Below are 15,498 nucleotides of genomic sequence, written 5' to 3'. Positions count from 1 at the left end.
GTGCTTTTTCGTCTTATGATTGTTTTAAACGGCTTTCAAGCTCTGCTTTTTTCTCTTCGAAGCCCGGTTTGCCTAGTAAAGCAAACATATTTACTTTATAAGCTTCTACTCCAGGCTGATCGAATGGATTGACGCCTAGTAAATATCCAGACATCGCACATGCTTTCTCAAAGAAGTACACAAGGTATCCGAATGTATAAGCATCCATCTCAGGAATTGTCACGATAAGATTCGGTACTTTTCCATCTGTATGGGCAAGCATTGTTCCTTCAAATGCTTTTTTATTGACGAAATCAACCGTTTTTCCTGCCAGATAGTTCAAGCCATCAAGGTCTTGTTCTTCTGCTTCAATCACAAGCTCATGTCGAGGCTTGTCTACATTGACGATTGTTTCGAACAAGTCTCTTCTTCCTTCTTGAACATATTGGCCAAGTGAATGAAGATCCGTTGAGAAGTTAGCAGATGAAGGATAGATTCCTTTTTCATCTTTGCCTTCACTTTCACCGAATAATTGCTTCCACCATTCTGCGAAATATTGCAAGCCTGGCTCATAGTTAATCAGCATTTCAATCGTTCTGCCTTTATTGTAAAGGACATTGCGGACGACAGCATATTGGTAAGCCACATTTTCAGAAAGCTCAGATGAAGCGAAGTCTTCGCTTGCTTTTGCCGCACCTTCCATCATCTGATCAATGTCTGCACCGCTCACAGCGATTGGCAAAAGACCGACTGCTGTTAATACTGAATAGCGTCCACCTACATCATCAGGGATGATAAATGATTCATAGCCTTCTTCAGTTGCTAATGTTTTCAGTGCACCGCGTGCCTTGTCAGTTGTCGCATAAATACGTTTTTTCGCTTCTTCAGCACCGTATTTTTCAATAAGGAGCTTTTTAAAGATGCGGAACGCAATGGCTGGCTCTGTTGTTGTACCAGATTTTGAAATCACATTAATGGAGAAATCTGCATCTTCCAATAGATCCATCACATCTGTTAAATAAGAAGAACTGATGTTGTTTCCAATAAAAATGATTTGCGGTGTCTTGCGCTTGCCTTTTGGCAATGTGTTATAGAAAGAATGGTTCAAAAACTCAATTGCCGCACGTGCACCTAGATATGACCCGCCTATTCCAACAACAAGCAGGACATCAGAGTCAGACTTAATTTTATCTGCACTTTTTTTAATGCGGGCAAATTCTTCGCGGTCATATTGCTTCGGCAAGTCCACCCAGCCTAAATAGTCACTGCCTGCACCCGTTTGTTCATGAATATTATGATGGGCCACCTTCACAAAATCTTTTAAATATGTAAGCTCATGTTCTTGAAAGAAAGGTAACGCTTTCGAGTAGTCAAATTGAATATGTGTCATCGCTTGTAAGCCCTCCATTACGTTAGTTCTGTCCCTTTCACTTTAGCGGAACTAGCTTTTGAAATCAAGTGATCGTCACTGGCATAGCAAAAAGCCGCTTCTTCGAATGAGAAGCGGCAATCTGGATTATAAAGAAGCTTTCAAAATTGATAGAATGTCATCACGGTTAAGTTTCATAAAGTTTCCAAAACCACCATATTCCATTTCTTTTGCTGCAATGTCAGCAATTTTGTCCAGTTGATCCTCACCAATGTCATAATCAGCTAAACGGCTTGGTGCACCGAGGCTTGTCCAGAATGCTGACAGTTTGTCGATTCCTTCTAATGCGATGTCACGATCTGACTTTCCTTCTGTTTCGATGTCAAACATGTTCAGCATAAGGTTTTTAAAACGTTCTACATTATGATCAAGGGTGTGGCGCATCCAGTTTGGGAAGAGGATGGCAAGTCCGCCTGCATGCGGAATGTCATAGACAGCCGATACAGCATGCTCAATCGTATGAGATGCCCAGTCGCCAAAGTAACCCATTTGCAGCGTGCCATTTAAAGCAATCGTTCCTGCATAAAGGATGGTTTCACGGTGTTCATAGTTTTGTAAGTCTTCAAGAAGCTTTGGTGCTGTCTCGATGACTGTTTGAAGAACAGCAAAACACATCCGATCTTGTAGAGGCGTGTTTTTGACATTATGGAAGTATTGTTCAAATACATGGCTCATCATATCGACCATGCCATACACTGTCTGGTTTTCTGGCACAGAATACGTATGCTCAGGGTCTAGAATCGAAAAAGCAGGGTGAGTGACAGAGCTGCCCCACACATATTTTTCATTCGTTTCCCAGTTTGTGATGACAGAGTCCGGGTTCATTTCTGAACCAGTTGCTGCAAGTGTCAGTACTGTGCCAAACGGCAGTGCTTTTTGAGCGGTTGTTTTCTTTGAAATAATATCCCACACATCACCGTCATACTCTGCTCCGGCTGCAATCGCTTTTGTACAGTCGATCACACTTCCGCCGCCGACGGCTAATAAGAAATCAATGTTCTCCTTTTGGCAGATATCGATTCCCTTTTTCACTGTTGTGAGGCGCGGGTTTGGTTCAACACCAGACAGCTCAAACACTTCAGCATCTGCTTCATTTAACGCACTGATGACATTGTCATAAAGACCATTTTTCTTAATGCTGCCGCCGCCATATACAAGTAACACTCGTTTTCCATAACGAGCGAGTTCGCTTTTGAGTCCTTCTAGCTGTCCTTTTCCAAACATCAATTTTGTTGGATTGTAGTAAATAAAATTCTCCATCTGTTGAAACATCTCCTTACAACGAATATATCCAAAAACATGAAAGACTACTGTAACATATGTACACGATGAACTCAAAAAAAGATAACTGCCCGCAAGCAGCTATCTTTTGTTGTTCAATTATAAAGAAGCGTTCAGAATAGCTAAAACATCTTCTTTGTTTAGCTTTTTAAATTGACCAAATTCACCACGTGCCATTGCACGGTCTGCAATTAAATCAATTTTCTCATCGTTGATGTCATAATCAGCTAAACGGCTTGGTGCACCAAGACTTGTCCAGAAAGAAGACAGCTTGTCGATTCCTTCTAAGCCGACTTCTTCGTCTGTTTTGCCCGCAGGGTCTACATCGAATACACGCACCGCTAATTGTTTAAAACGGCCTGGGTTTTCTTGAATCACATGTTTCATCCAGTTCGGGAATAAGATCGCAAGTCCGCCTGCATGAGGAATATCATAGACAGCAGATACTGCATGCTCAATGTTATGAGATGCCCAGTCACCGCGTGCCCCCATTGAAAGCATTCCATTGAGCGCAATTGTACCAGTGAATAAAATCGTTTCACGCAACTCATAGTTCTCTAGATCGTTGATCAACTTCGGTGCCGTTTCAATGACAGTGCGAAGAAGTCCTTCACACATACGATCTTGATAAGGTGTATTTTCTGTGTGATGGAAATATTGTTCGAACACATGTGACATCATGTCAACCATGCCATAAATCGTATGGTTTTTAGGCACAGTGAATGTGTTGACTGGATCCAGAATAGAGAATTTCGGGAAAACTGCTGGACTTCCCCAGCCATACTTCTCATTTGTTTCCCAGTTTGTGATAACTGATCCAGAGTTCATTTCAGAGCCTGTTGCGGCAAGTGTCAACACAGTACCGAACGGAATAGCTTCCATTGGGACGTGCTTACGTGTCACGATATCCCAAGCATCTCCATCGTACTTCGCACCAGCAGCGATTGCTTTTGTCGCATCAATGACACTGCCGCCGCCAACTGCCAAAATAAAATCAATATCGTTCTCTTTGCAAAGCTCGACCCCTTTTCTTACTGTTGTTAAGCGCGGGTTTGGCTCTACGCCAGAAAGTTCAGTGATGGCAGCTCCTGATTCTTTTAGGATGCTGACAACTTGGTCATAAAGGCCGTTTCGTTTAATACTGCCTCCACCATATACAAGTAATACGTTTTTTCCGTAGTGTTTGAGTTCATCTGAAAGGGCTGATACTTCTCCCTTTCCAAAAATTAATTTCGTTGGGTTCCAATAAGTAAATCGATCCATGTGATCTCCTCCTCGCGCTACATTATGCGCCTCATTCATTCCAAAAGTAAAGTAATTTGCTTTCATCCATTTTCTTACGCATAGTTTGGCTAAAAATCTGCAAAATATAAATGTATTGATGCTGTAGCGAAAGGAGGAATCACGATGAGTGCTATTCAGCGTATTGCCCTCGTGCTCACGATTATCGGTGCTATTAACTGGGGACTAATCGGCTTTTTTCAATTTGACTTAGTAGCAGCGATCTTTGGCGGACAAGGTTCTGCATTATCACGTATTATTTATGGTCTTGTTGGAATTGCAGGTCTTGTCAACCTTGGTCTGTTGTTCAAGCCAAGCGAAGAAGCTGTTCGCCGTGACGAGCCAAATCCAGAGGTTCGTTAAATAAAAGGACATAAAAAAGGCTGCCTACGTGAGGCAGCCTCAGCGTGTAGACAAACCCTCACATTCGGTGTCAGGTCTGCGCGCTGGTGCTCACGAATTCTAAATTCGCTCCGCTCCAGCAGTGCTCGCCCTTCCTAGACTTCAAAGGTTTTCTATCACGCTGAAAAAAAAGACAAAGGGCTAAAATAAAGATCATTTTAGCCCTTTGTCAACAATCTAAGGCACCGTTTGAAGAGGTGCTTTTTTATTATTTCTTGATAAGGTCTTTACGGTTTGATTGCTCAATCCACTCTTCAAGTTTATCTTTAAGCGTATTGAAACCTTGTGGTGCAGCAGCTTCTTCTTTCACTTGCTGTGGTCTTTGTTTCTTTGGTTTGCTTTCTTTTCTTTCAGGTGCTTCTTGTGTCGCACGGATAGAAAGGCTGATTTTACCTGCATTTTCATCAACAGAAAGAACTTTTACTTGTACTTCGTCACCAATTGAAAGGTGCTCGTTGATGTCTTTTACAAAGCCATGTGTTACTTCAGAAATATGCACAAGTCCTTGAGTTTCTTCATCTAATGCAACAAACGCACCATACGCTTGTAATCCTGTTACTTTACCAGTGTAAACACTGCCTACTTCAAACTTTGTCGCCATGATAACAACTCCTAAATAAATGTTTTAATATTCGTTTATACGCAATTAAAAACTATATCACAGAACGGGCAGTTACGCAAAATATTTTTTAAATGGGTTTAGATTAGATCAAAAGGGGGAATACCTGAAAACAAGAATGCTTTCTAGTATTCCCCCCTAATTTGTGAGGCATGAGTCCATTTGGATTGATGCCTTTTTTTATTTTAAGATGGCTGATGCTTCTTCCTTCACTTGTCGAGCCTGCAAAAAGCGCTGAATTCTTGAAAGTGATTCCTGAAGATGATCAAGTGACGAAGCGTATGAACAGCGTATATGACCCTCACCGCTCGGTCCGAATACATTCCCAGGAACAACAGCGACTTTTTCACTTAGGAGCAGCTCCTCAGCAAATTGTTCTGATGTCATGCCTGTGCTTTTAATCGATGGGAACGCGTAAAATGCTCCGTTTGGCTGGTGACATGTGAGTCCTAGTTCATTCAGGGAGCCGACAAACAAATTACGGCGTCTTCTATAGCTTTTCTTCATTTTCTCTACATCTTCAAGCCCATTTTTTAATGCTTCTTCTGCCGCATATTGTGCCATCGCCGGCGCGCACATCATAGAATATTGATGTATTTTCAGCATGGCATCGCGCAGTACAGGTGGTGCTGCCACATATCCTAAGCGCCAGCCCGTCATGGCAAACCCTTTAGAAAAGCCTGAAATCAAGATCGTTCTTTCTTTCATATCCTGAATAGCCGCCACGCTTGTAAAAGCTTCATCGTATGTCAGCTCAGCATAAATCTCATCCGTAATAATGAGCAGGTCATGCTCTTTCGCAAATTGAGCAATATCTTCAAGCTCTTCCTTTGAATAAACAGATCCCGTTGGATTTGATGGCGAGCAAAGCAAAATGGCTTTTGTCTTCGGCGTCAGCTTTGTGCGAAGATCAGCAGAATCCGCTTTGAAATCTTTTTCAGCGGATGTACTTAAATAGACAGGCACTCCGCCTGCAAGTGTCGTAAGCGCCCCGTATGCTACGAAACAAGGCTCTGGAATGATCACTTCATCTCCGCTGTTTAAAATCGCACGAAAGGCCAAATCAAGCGCCTGGCTTCCGCCAACTGTGATAATGAGTTCTTCTTCTGGACTGTAGTCAATGTGAAACCGCTTATATAAATAGTGGCTCAGTTCTTTTCGCAAAGAGATTAAACCTGCATTCGCCGTATAGGAGGTCAGTCCTTGTTCTAATGACATAATACTTGCTTCTCTGACATTCCAAGCTGTCACGAAATCCGGCTCACCGACACCAAGGGAGATAACCCCTTCCATTGTGGCAGCCAAATCAAAGAATTTCCGAATACCTGACGGCTGAATGCTTTGTACCGTTTCAGATAAATAAGACTTTTTCATTTAAGGAGACACCACGATTCTTTTGTCATCGTCTCCTGTTTCAAACACTTTCCCATCATGTTTATATCTTTTCAAAATAAAGTGGGTAGTTGTTGAAACAACGGAATCAAGTGTCGATAATTTTTCAGATACGAAGCGGGCAATATCAGACATTGATCTTCCGCGGATCACAACGGAAAGATCATAAACACCTGACATGAGATAGACAGACTCCACTTCCTGAAACCGATAAATCCGTTCAGCAATTTCATCAAATCCAACGCCTCTTTTTGGTGTCACTTTTACATCAATCATTGCTGTAACGCCTTCATGGCCATCCACTTTTCGCCAGTCAATCATAGTTGAATAATCAATAATGACTTTTTGATCTTCAAGTTTTTGAATGATGGCTTCGGCTTCTTCTGTTGTCACGCCTGCCATTTTTGCAATTGTATTTAAATCGGCACGGCTGTTTTCATCTAAAATCTCTAATATTTCAGTTTCTTTTTCTGTTAGTTTCATTTGATTTCACACCTCAGATTATAAAAGCTAGTTTTAAAAAATCTTCTGAACATTATAGCACGTTTTTCCCATTATGCTAAGCAGGGAAAAGATTCTAATGATAGCTTAAAATCCACTTTTTAGGGTACAATACAGTCACCTAACAGAGAGAGTATCAAGTATCGGAGTGAAGATTGTGGACATTGTTCAGCCAGCTTATATGAAAAGTACATTCGGTTTAGATATCTATTACGAGCACTATCCAAATGAGGGCAAGAAGACATTGATCTTAATTCACGGTCTCTTCTCTTCTACCTTCAGCTATCGAAAACTCATCCCGCTTCTGAAACAGGACTTCAATTTAATTGCAATAGATCTGCCGCCATTTGGACAGTCCGAGAAGTCGAATACGTTTATTTACAGCTATCGCAACATGGGAAAAATTATTATTGAGTTAGCTGGTTATTTACAGATTCAGCATGCGATTCTAGTAGGCCATTCAATGGGAGGACAGATTGCCTTATACGCTGCTACTGAGCGGCCGGACCTATTTGAAAAGGCGGTTCTTTTGTGCAGCTCTGGATATTTGAATAAGTCAAAAAGATCACTTGTTTACAGCACATATATTCCTTATTTTTATCTGTATCTAAAAAGAAAGCTTTTAAAACAGGGCATTATGAAAAATTTAACTGCCGTTGTGCATGATCACTCCATCATTGATCAAGAGATGGTCGACGGATATTTAAAACCGTTTTCAGATGATCAAATCTTTCGGGGAATATTTCGTTTGATTCGGCACCGGGAAGGAGATTTAACCTCGGACGTTTTAAAGAAAATGGAAACACCCGTGCTGCTCATTTGGGGCGAGGAAGATCGAATCGTTCCCATTCAAATAGGCGAAAGACTGCACAAAGATCTGCCAAATTCGACCTTACATGCATTAAAAAAAACCGGGCATCTCATTCCTGAGGAAAATCCGGTCTTTGTGTCTGATCAAATCGGACATTTCAGCCTGTCTTAGCGTGAACAGGAGCTGCTGTCTCGCAAGACAAAAAGCTGATTTGCTATATGCTGACAGCTCTCTATCGGAAGAAGCTGTTCAAATGAGTGATGGTAGATGGCTTGAATCTCTTTTGCTAAAGATAACGGGTCTTCTGCGTCGTATAATGCACTGATGACGTCAGCAGGCTCCGTTTCATAAAAATCCTCTCCATAATGAAAAGGGTCCCATGCCTTAATGAATTGAATCATCTCTTCTACAGCTTGACTATCTTTCATCGGTATCACCGCTTATAATAAATTTTGTGATGTTTATTTTAGCACAACCAAGAATGGTTGAAAAACAGCTAGAGGTGGGTTTCATGAATTTCGACGAACAGATCATACGTAAAGGTTCAAAATCAGTGAAATGGGATCAAGCAGAGTCTTTGTTCCTGACAACAGATGCCCTCCCGATGTGGGTGGCCGATATGGATTTTAAAGCGCCGCAGGTCGTCCTTGATGCATTGAAAGAGCGATTAGACCATGGTGTATTTGGCTATGCATTTCAAGATCAGGATACGCAGCAGGCAGTAGCTGGATGGCTCAAAAGAAGACACGGATGGACCATTCAGACAGAAGCGGTCACTTTTACACCAGGAATTGTAACGGCTCTTAGTTTTGCAGTTCAAGCCTTTACAGCACCGCATGACGAAGTAGTTATACAGTCACCAGTGTATACACCTTTTTATCAAATGATTGAGCGAAATGGACGTACAGTCTCAACCAATCCTTTAAAAATAGAAAACAACCGTTATATGATGGATTTTGATGATTTAGAGAAAAAACTGAGCAGGCCACAAGCAAAGCTGATGTTCCTATGTCATCCGCATAATCCGTCTGGAAGAGCGTGGACAAAAGAGGAATTAAAGCGAGTTGGAGACCTCTGTGTGAAACATGGAGTCACAGTCGTTTCAGATGAGATTCATTCAGATTTAATGCTTTACGGGGAGCAGCATGTGCCCTTCGCCAGCCTTTCTGACGACATTGCACATATCACGGTAACGTGTATTGCGCCGAGTAAAACCTTTAATCTAGCGGGTCTGCAGGCATCTGCTATTATCATTTCAGATGAAGAAAAAAGAACCCTTTTCACCAATGAATTGCAAAGAAACGGACTGTCCAAACTGAATGCATTTGCGATTCCAGCGATGGAAGCAGCATACCGTCACGGGGATGAGTGGCTTGATGCCCTTGTTCTTTATCTCGAAGGCAACATGAAGATGGCGATGGACTATATTGACGAATATCTTCCAAATATGCGTTATATGAAACCAGATGCTTCTTATTTATTGTGGCTGGACATTCAGGATTATCAATTCAGTCGAGCGGAATTAAAGCGGAATCTGCTAAAAAAAGGGAAAGTGATCCTAGAGCTTGGCCACGTGTACGGACACGAAGGAGACGGCTTTATTCGGATGAATCTCGGCTGTCCTGCTTCAACAGTCAAAGAAGGACTGAAACGTCTTCATCAAGCGTTCACGCCATCAGCTGAATAAGATCTATACGGTAGAAAGAACATCCTAACGGGTGTTCTTTTTAAAGAAAAAAACCCTCCTTTTATCATATCTACTTTGTACATGAAATGATATAATGAGAGGAATTACTATTATTTACGAGGAGAGCATTTAAATGGAAATGTTCAAGGATTTTCTGCTCCATGTATCTTTTATTCTATTTCCAATCTTTTTATATCATGCGCTATGGTTAAGCCGGACCCCTGCTCATTTCCCAAAAACGAATAAACTGCTCATCACAGTATTCGCATCCATCTCTTCAGCACTATGTATTATGTATCCAGTTGGTTCGATTTTAGATTTGCAGACTGGGCTTCAATCTATTCCCCTTGTACTTGCTATTTTATACGGAGGATACATGGCGGGGAGCGTTGCCATCTTGATAAGCATCATTGTCAAATTCGTGATGTATGGCTCTTTCTTATGGATTGGACTCATTGTTGTCCCAATTTACTTTTTCATCCCATTCCTGTTCTACCGAAAATGGCATCAATATTCGAAGCCAAATAAGCTTTTTTACGGAGTGCTTATCGGTTTATCCAAAGGATTCTTTATTTACATTGGACTGCTTGCGGTCAGCTTACTTGAATACAGCCCAGCTTTTATTATGCAGCAAAAGCTCCTTGAGTTATTTTTCTCAACTCTTTACTACATATTCTTTCTTGTGCTCAGTATCTATTGTATTGAATTCGTTAAAGAAAATGCGGAAATGAGAACACAGCTTGTCCAGTCAGAAAAACTGACCATTGTAAGTGAACTTGCTGCAAGTGTCGCCCATGAAGTACGCAATCCGCTGACAGTTGTGAGAGGGTTTATTCAATTGCTCTTTTCGAGTGATCATACAAAAGAGCCGCCTGCCAATAAAGATTATAAAAATCTCGTTCTGTCCGAATTAGACCGGGCTCAGGACATTATTACGAGTTATCTTGACATTGCAAAACAAAACTATTATCAAATTGAATCACTCAATCTATCTAAATTACTTGAGGAATGTGCATCACTGATGACATCCTATGCAAATTTTAAATCGGTCACGATTCATCAATCCATTGAACCTGACTTATACATTCAAGGTGACGTAACGAAGATCAAGCAAGTCATGATTAATTTAATCAAAAATGCGATAGAAGCAGCTCCCGAACATGAAGGAAAGGTTGAACTTTTTGCTTCGAAAGAAAATCATAAAATCTGCCTTTATTTCGTTGATAACGGTGTAGGTATGACAGAAAGCCAAATGAAAAAGCTTGGCGAACCGTATTACACCTTGAAAAACAAAGGAACTGGACTTGGGCTGACAGTGACTTTTTCAATTATTGAAAATCACCATGGAACCATACGTTTCAAAAGCTCGCTGCAGTCTGGAACAACCGTCACCGTAAAATTTCCTGAAGATACAAGAAGAAAATGATTAATCCATTTTTTTTGTTCTTTTTTCATCTATACGCTCCTGCTTCTTAGACGCACGCACGATGAGACGAAAACAAATAAACGCAGCAATAAAGAAAATCACCGTGGTGATCGCCGCCGGGATGTACTCCCTTTTATCTTCAGGAAAATATAGTAGAAAAAGTACGATGAATGACATCTCGCCATTCCCCCTTTTGCTCGTTTACTTCACTATATTGGCTAAAAGAAATGAAATACCTTCCTATGAGAAGGAAATGGAGGAATTTCACATGACAGACATTCAAATTGGACAAGTTGTGAAAGGTTTTTATAAAACAGGTGTATACGTTGGGGAAGTGACAGCAGTAAAACCATCGACCTATCTCGTTCAAGTAAAAGCCGTTCTGACACATCCCACTCAAGGCGACCTGCATCATCCGAAAGAAGCAGACGTGCCTTTTTTCCAGGAGAGGCGGGCTTTGGCCTATAGAGAACAGACAAATATCCCTCATCATATGGTGAAGCCTTATGATGGCGATATACCTGATTATGAAGAGTCACTGAAAGAAGCTGTAGATAAATTGAAACAAGCACTCCGTGCGGATGATTCCAAATGGGCTGAAAAATCAAGAGCGTGCCTATCCTCTCTTGAGAAAGATTATTTTCCAGAAGACGTCCGCTAATCAGCCGAATCAAAAAAATGTGAGAAATCGATCAGCTCACCAATTTTGGTTGTTTGCGGATTTTCCACATAAGCTCTGTCTTTTTCAAAAAGGGTTAACAGCTGATAAGTCGTCATGGCATCATCGAGTGCTTTATGATGCTTACCAGCTCCTTCACTGCCATATTCCTTTGCCGCTTTTCGAAGCCCTGTCAGTGTGCGGTCACCAAAAAAGGTTTTATATTCAAAGGCAAGATCCCTCAGCTTCCCCTTAAAAGGAAAGCTAATATGATTAAGCATACAATTTTGCTTCAATACCTTCATGTCCATGTTGCCCCACGTAATAATCTCACAATTCTCTCCCCCATCAAGTGACACGAGCTTCTCGATAAACGCCTCAAATGAAATCCCGCTCTCTACATCCTCCTGCGTAATTCCGAGGAATGATTTACAGCGCTTCGTCAGCTTGGGGAACTTTTTCGGTTTGACGTAGCTGGAGAATGTGTCTATGATCGTTTCATCTGCTGCTTTCACTACTCCAGCTTCAATAATTTCAGGAAAAAAGTTTTGTGGATGATATTTTCCATCAGGCATCGTAAATTCAAAATCGACCACAAGCACCGTCTTCTGTTCCACCAGTTTCACCTCACTTTTTCGTCAGTTTTCATTCTCATACCATTATATTAAGACGGACCTTGAAATCACTTCATTTTCGTGAAAATAATGCAGATTCACTACGCCCAACCTATTCATCTGATGAAAGATCGTTTATTTTCCTTTATAATTATTAAGGAACACGAAATAAATAAAGAAGGTGGTCTCTATCACAAACAGGAAGAAAAACTTGTACATCATGTGGTTTGTGAACTTTTTTGTATCTGCGAGCATTACAATGATCGTCCCTTTTTTATCACTTTACATAGAATCTCTTGATAGTAGCTATTCAAATGAATTTGTTCAAAGATGGAGCGGCTATGTCTTTGGGGTCACTTTTTTAACGGCCTTCCTGATCTCTCCGATTTGGGGGCGGATTGGCGACCGGCATGGCTATAAAAAGATATTATTAATTAACGGTATTGGCATCGCCACAAGTATTCTATTAATGGGGCTTGTGCACACCGTGTATCAGCTATTCGCATTAAGGCTCTTCATGGGGCTTGTCACAGGCTTTATCTCGACTTCAATGGCACTGATTTCTGCACAGACCGAAAAGGCAACTGCCGGTAAAACCCTTGGAACGATGCAGATGAGTAATGTCGCCGGAGGATTGTTTGGTCCATTAATGGGCGGATTCATGGCAGACAGCGTCGGATTTATTTATACGTTTTTCCTCACAGCGGCTGTCATTTATGTGTCAGCTATTGTGATTATCTTCGGAGTGAAGGAACAGCCGATCCGGTCAAAAGAAGCAAAGCGTGTTTCTTATTCACGGAAGGATGTACTCTTTCACATTTTCAAACAGCCTTTACTTATAGTCACGATGCTTTTAACGTTTATTACACAAGTAGGGAACTTTAGCATTCAGCCGCTTTTGGCTTTATACATTCATGATTTACATGGTCCTGTCAATCTCGCTTTTTATGCGGGGCTTGCATTTTCTGCAACTGGACTTGGCAATTTGCTGTTTACGCGAAAATGGGGAGATCTCGGAGATCGAATTGGTCATGATAAGGTGCTGCTTGCCCTTCTCATCCTCTCCTCTATTTTATTCATCCCGCAAGCGATGGCGGATTCGTACGTGATGTTAGTCATTTTCCGTTTCCTATACGGCATGGCACTTGGCGGCATTATTCCGTGTACGACGGCGTATATTCGGATCAAAGCACCTGCTTCTATGCAAGGGGAAGTTCTCGGATACAATGTCAGCTTCCGCTTTCTTGGGAATGTCGTCGGTCCGGTAATCGGCGGCATTGTGGCGAGTCATTACGGGATTCCAGCTGTCTTTTATGTCACTGCCGGCATTTTTCTGTTTGGCGCTTTATTTTTATGGGCGGTCCGCTCGCATGCGAAGACAAAGGAAAGGAGTGTCTGATCATCTTCAGACACTCTTTTTTTCTTGCAGAAAAGCCTTATTCACTAGACTTCACGCCCATTCATTTCTAAAAATAACCTTCTCGTATTCGCAAAAGAATGGTACGATATGGCTAGAAAATTGAAGAAAGTGAGTGACCTCATGTTTCGTGCAATCATTGGTTGGTTATTACTTGCTGCCCTCATCCCATTATTTGCTCTGACTTTTTATCTATCAAAGGAAGAAGCTGCAAGTGTAAAGCCTGTTAACGAAGTGCTTGATCAAAAAATCAAGCTGGAAAAGATAGATTTTTCCCAAAACAGTTATATGTATGACCGGGATGGTTCTCTTATCTCCGAGATCGTCTCAAACGATGAGAACCGAGTGTTTGTGAAATACGATAAAATTCCTGAACCTGTGAAGGAGCTGTTCCTTCGTTCAGAGGACCGCAACTTTTATGACCATAAAGGAATTGACTTTATGGGGGTGGTTCGTGCCCTTGCTGCAAACGTCAAAAACCATGGCATCAGCCAAGGAGCGAGTACGATCACACAGCAGCTGTCCCGCAACTTATATTTAAGCCATGAACGTTCGTTCAGCCGAAAGTTTACAGAGCTGCTCTATTCCTATGAACTTGAGCGGAAATTCTCTAAAGATGAAATTCTCGAAAGCTATTTAAATACGATTTATTTCAGTAATGGTGTTTACGGTGTCGGTTCTGCGGCTAATTACTATTTTGATAAGCCGCTTAGTTCTTTAACACTTGCACAAATGGCATTTATCTCTGCTATTCCAAACAACCCAACACTGTATGACCCATTAAAACAGTTCAAGCACACAAAGAAACGCCAAGAACGGCTGCTTGGTATTTTGAAGAAAGATGGCGTCATCACCAAAAAGCAATACAAAAAAGCCGTCAAAGAAAAAATCAGCCTATCCTTAAGTGAAAAGAAAAACCTTTATCCTGATTATGTGACATATGCCAATGAAGAGTTTACCGATCTTGTGTCTGATCAGGAGGGCTTTACAAAACGATTGAAGAAGGCCAAAACGGCTGAAGCAAAAAAGGCCATTCAAAAAGAATTATCTGAAAAGGTCAGTGCTCTGCTCCAGGATGGCGTGAAGATTTATACGGCGCTTGACCCTTCCTTACAGCAAAGAGCTGTCTATCAGCTCAATGCTCAATTGCCTTACCAAGGGGTCGAAGGCGGATCAGCCGTCATTAATCATGAAACGCATCAAATTGTTGCACTTGCTGGCGGGAAAAACTATAAGAAATTTGATTTCAACTACGCTTATCAAGCGCAAAGACAGCCTGGTTCTGCGATTAAGCCGCTTTTAGACTATGCGCCTTATATTGATCAAACCGGCGCAACAGCTTCAAGCACCATCAGTGCCGGCAAGTTTTGCAGCAGCGGATACTGCCCGCAGAACTATAATCATAAAACGTATGGAACAGTCACACTTGAAACAGCCTTTAAAAATTCTTACAATACCCCTGCGATCCGAATGCTGGATACAGTAGGTGTCAAAAAAGGCTTCAGCTATTTAGAGAAGTTCTCATTCGAGCATATCGTAGCAGATGATTACCGCCTTCCTTCTGCACTTGGCGGATTTACAAAAGGCTTCTCACCGCTAGAAATAACAGATGCGTACACCGTTTTTGGCAACCAAGGAGCCTACACACAAAGTCATTCGATCACAAAAGTGACAGACTTAAACGGCAAGACCCTTTACAAGTGGAAAGAGTCGCCAAAGCAAGTATATTCTCAGCGGACAAATGAAACGATGCGTAAGCTTCTTTCCTCCGTTGTGAAAAGTGGAACAGGGAAAAAAGCGAATTTCAATGCCCCTTACATCGGTGGTAAAACAGGAACATCCAATGACTACAAAGATATTTGGTTTGTGGGACTGACAGATCAGTACACAATGGGTGTCTGGGTCGGAAGAGATAGAGGAACGGTTGAATCGATTTATCGTTCAAGCCCGCACTTACGTATTTGGAAAAATACGATGCAATACGCCAGATAAACAGGAGGT

At 41.6% G+C, this 15,498-nt stretch carries 16 protein-coding genes; 7 read left to right on the top strand and 9 right to left on the bottom strand.

Going from position 1 to position 15,498, the window contains the following annotated elements; genetic code table 11:
- Window positions 1–13 precede the first annotated feature (13 nt).
- The 3 genes from C9414_RS04305 to C9414_RS04295 all read right to left on the bottom strand — a co-directional run bounded on the left by C9414_RS04305 (window position 14) and on the right by C9414_RS04295 (window position 3,952).
- A complete protein-coding gene (locus C9414_RS04305; protein ID WP_107163128.1) occupies window positions 14–1,369 on the bottom strand; it encodes a glucose-6-phosphate isomerase in 1,356 nt (451 codons plus the stop codon).
- Between the two features lie 126 nt (window positions 1,370–1,495).
- On the bottom strand, window positions 1,496–2,668 hold the full coding sequence (locus C9414_RS04300; RefSeq protein ID WP_101676429.1) for an iron-containing alcohol dehydrogenase: 1,173 nt from the start codon (window positions 2,666–2,668) through the stop codon (window positions 1,496–1,498).
- 120 nt (window positions 2,669–2,788) lie between these two features.
- On the bottom strand, window positions 2,789–3,952 hold the full coding sequence (locus C9414_RS04295) for an iron-containing alcohol dehydrogenase (protein ID WP_107163127.1): 1,164 nt from the start codon (window positions 3,950–3,952) through the stop codon (window positions 2,789–2,791).
- A gap of 144 nt (window positions 3,953–4,096) precedes the next feature.
- Here C9414_RS04295 and C9414_RS04290 point away from each other — a divergent pair, with 144 nt between their 5' ends.
- Window positions 4,097–4,333, top strand: a complete 237-nt coding sequence (locus C9414_RS04290; protein WP_003212952.1) for a DUF378 domain-containing protein — start codon at window positions 4,097–4,099, stop codon at window positions 4,331–4,333.
- Window positions 4,334–4,580: 247 nt separating this feature from the next.
- Here C9414_RS04290 and yugI read toward each other — a convergent pair whose 3' ends face one another.
- The 3 genes from yugI to C9414_RS04275 all read right to left on the bottom strand — a co-directional run bounded on the left by yugI (window position 4,581) and on the right by C9414_RS04275 (window position 6,866).
- On the bottom strand, window positions 4,581–4,973 hold the full coding sequence (yugI, locus tag C9414_RS04285; RefSeq protein WP_008345795.1) for a S1 domain-containing post-transcriptional regulator GSP13: 393 nt from the start codon (window positions 4,971–4,973) through the stop codon (window positions 4,581–4,583).
- Window positions 4,974–5,171: 198 nt separating this feature from the next.
- On the bottom strand, window positions 5,172–6,365 hold the full coding sequence (locus C9414_RS04280; RefSeq protein WP_039181074.1) for an aminotransferase: 1,194 nt from the start codon (window positions 6,363–6,365) through the stop codon (window positions 5,172–5,174).
- Entirely contained in the window at window positions 6,366–6,866 is a 501-nt protein-coding gene (locus C9414_RS04275; RefSeq protein ID WP_003213765.1) for an Lrp/AsnC family transcriptional regulator, read from the bottom strand. It abuts the gene before it with no gap.
- 175 nt (window positions 6,867–7,041) lie between these two features.
- On the opposite strand from C9414_RS04275, the gene C9414_RS04270 reads away from it, so the two are divergent.
- Window positions 7,042–7,866 (top strand): alpha/beta fold hydrolase, encoded by an 825-nt coding sequence (locus C9414_RS04270; RefSeq protein ID WP_024425926.1) that lies wholly within the window; start codon window positions 7,042–7,044, stop codon window positions 7,864–7,866.
- Here the strand turns inward: C9414_RS04270 and C9414_RS04265 are convergent.
- Complete coding sequence (locus C9414_RS04265) at window positions 7,863–8,123, bottom strand: YugE family protein (RefSeq protein WP_039181076.1); 261 nt, start codon at window positions 8,121–8,123, stop codon at window positions 7,863–7,865. The two genes, C9414_RS04270 and C9414_RS04265, sit on opposite strands and share 4 nt — an antisense overlap.
- A gap of 83 nt (window positions 8,124–8,206) precedes the next feature.
- Here C9414_RS04265 and C9414_RS04260 point away from each other — a divergent pair, with 83 nt between their 5' ends.
- Window positions 8,207–9,382 carry a MalY/PatB family protein gene (locus C9414_RS04260; RefSeq protein ID WP_107163126.1) on the top strand — a complete coding sequence of 392 codons (1,176 nt, stop codon included), beginning with the start codon at window positions 8,207–8,209 and terminating at the stop codon, window positions 9,380–9,382.
- 133 nt (window positions 9,383–9,515) lie between these two features.
- Window positions 9,516–10,808, top strand: a complete 1,293-nt coding sequence (locus tag C9414_RS04255) for a sensor histidine kinase (RefSeq protein WP_039181080.1) — start codon at window positions 9,516–9,518, stop codon at window positions 10,806–10,808.
- On the opposite strand, the gene C9414_RS20120 is transcribed toward C9414_RS04255, so the two are convergent.
- On the bottom strand, window positions 10,809–10,985 hold the full coding sequence (locus C9414_RS20120) for a hypothetical protein (RefSeq protein ID WP_162860193.1): 177 nt from the start codon (window positions 10,983–10,985) through the stop codon (window positions 10,809–10,811). It abuts the gene before it with no gap.
- 91 nt (window positions 10,986–11,076) lie between these two features.
- Here C9414_RS20120 and kapB point away from each other — a divergent pair, with 91 nt between their 5' ends.
- Complete coding sequence (kapB, locus tag C9414_RS04250; protein WP_025094193.1) at window positions 11,077–11,469, top strand: kinase-associated lipoprotein KapB; 393 nt, start codon at window positions 11,077–11,079, stop codon at window positions 11,467–11,469.
- Here kapB and kapD read toward each other — a convergent pair.
- Window positions 11,466–12,083, bottom strand: a complete 618-nt coding sequence (gene kapD / locus C9414_RS04245; protein ID WP_107163125.1) for a 3'-5' exonuclease KapD — start codon at window positions 12,081–12,083, stop codon at window positions 11,466–11,468. The genes kapB and kapD overlap by 4 nt on opposite strands.
- A 217-nt stretch (window positions 12,084–12,300) precedes the next feature.
- Here kapD and C9414_RS04240 point away from each other — a divergent pair, with 217 nt between their 5' ends.
- Window positions 12,301–13,479, top strand: a complete 1,179-nt coding sequence (locus tag C9414_RS04240; protein WP_221885112.1) for an MFS transporter — start codon at window positions 12,301–12,303, stop codon at window positions 13,477–13,479.
- Between the two features lie 108 nt (window positions 13,480–13,587).
- Window positions 13,588–15,489, top strand: a complete 1,902-nt coding sequence (locus C9414_RS04235) for a transglycosylase domain-containing protein (RefSeq protein ID WP_047203301.1) — start codon at window positions 13,588–13,590, stop codon at window positions 15,487–15,489.
- Window positions 15,490–15,498: the final 9 nt, after the last annotated feature.

The organism is Bacillus sp. Nf3 (genome assembly GCF_003028545.1).
Taxonomy (GTDB): Bacteria; Bacillota; Bacilli; order Bacillales; family Bacillaceae; genus Bacillus; species Bacillus safensis.
This window is presented reverse-complemented; position numbering and strand designations above follow the sequence as displayed.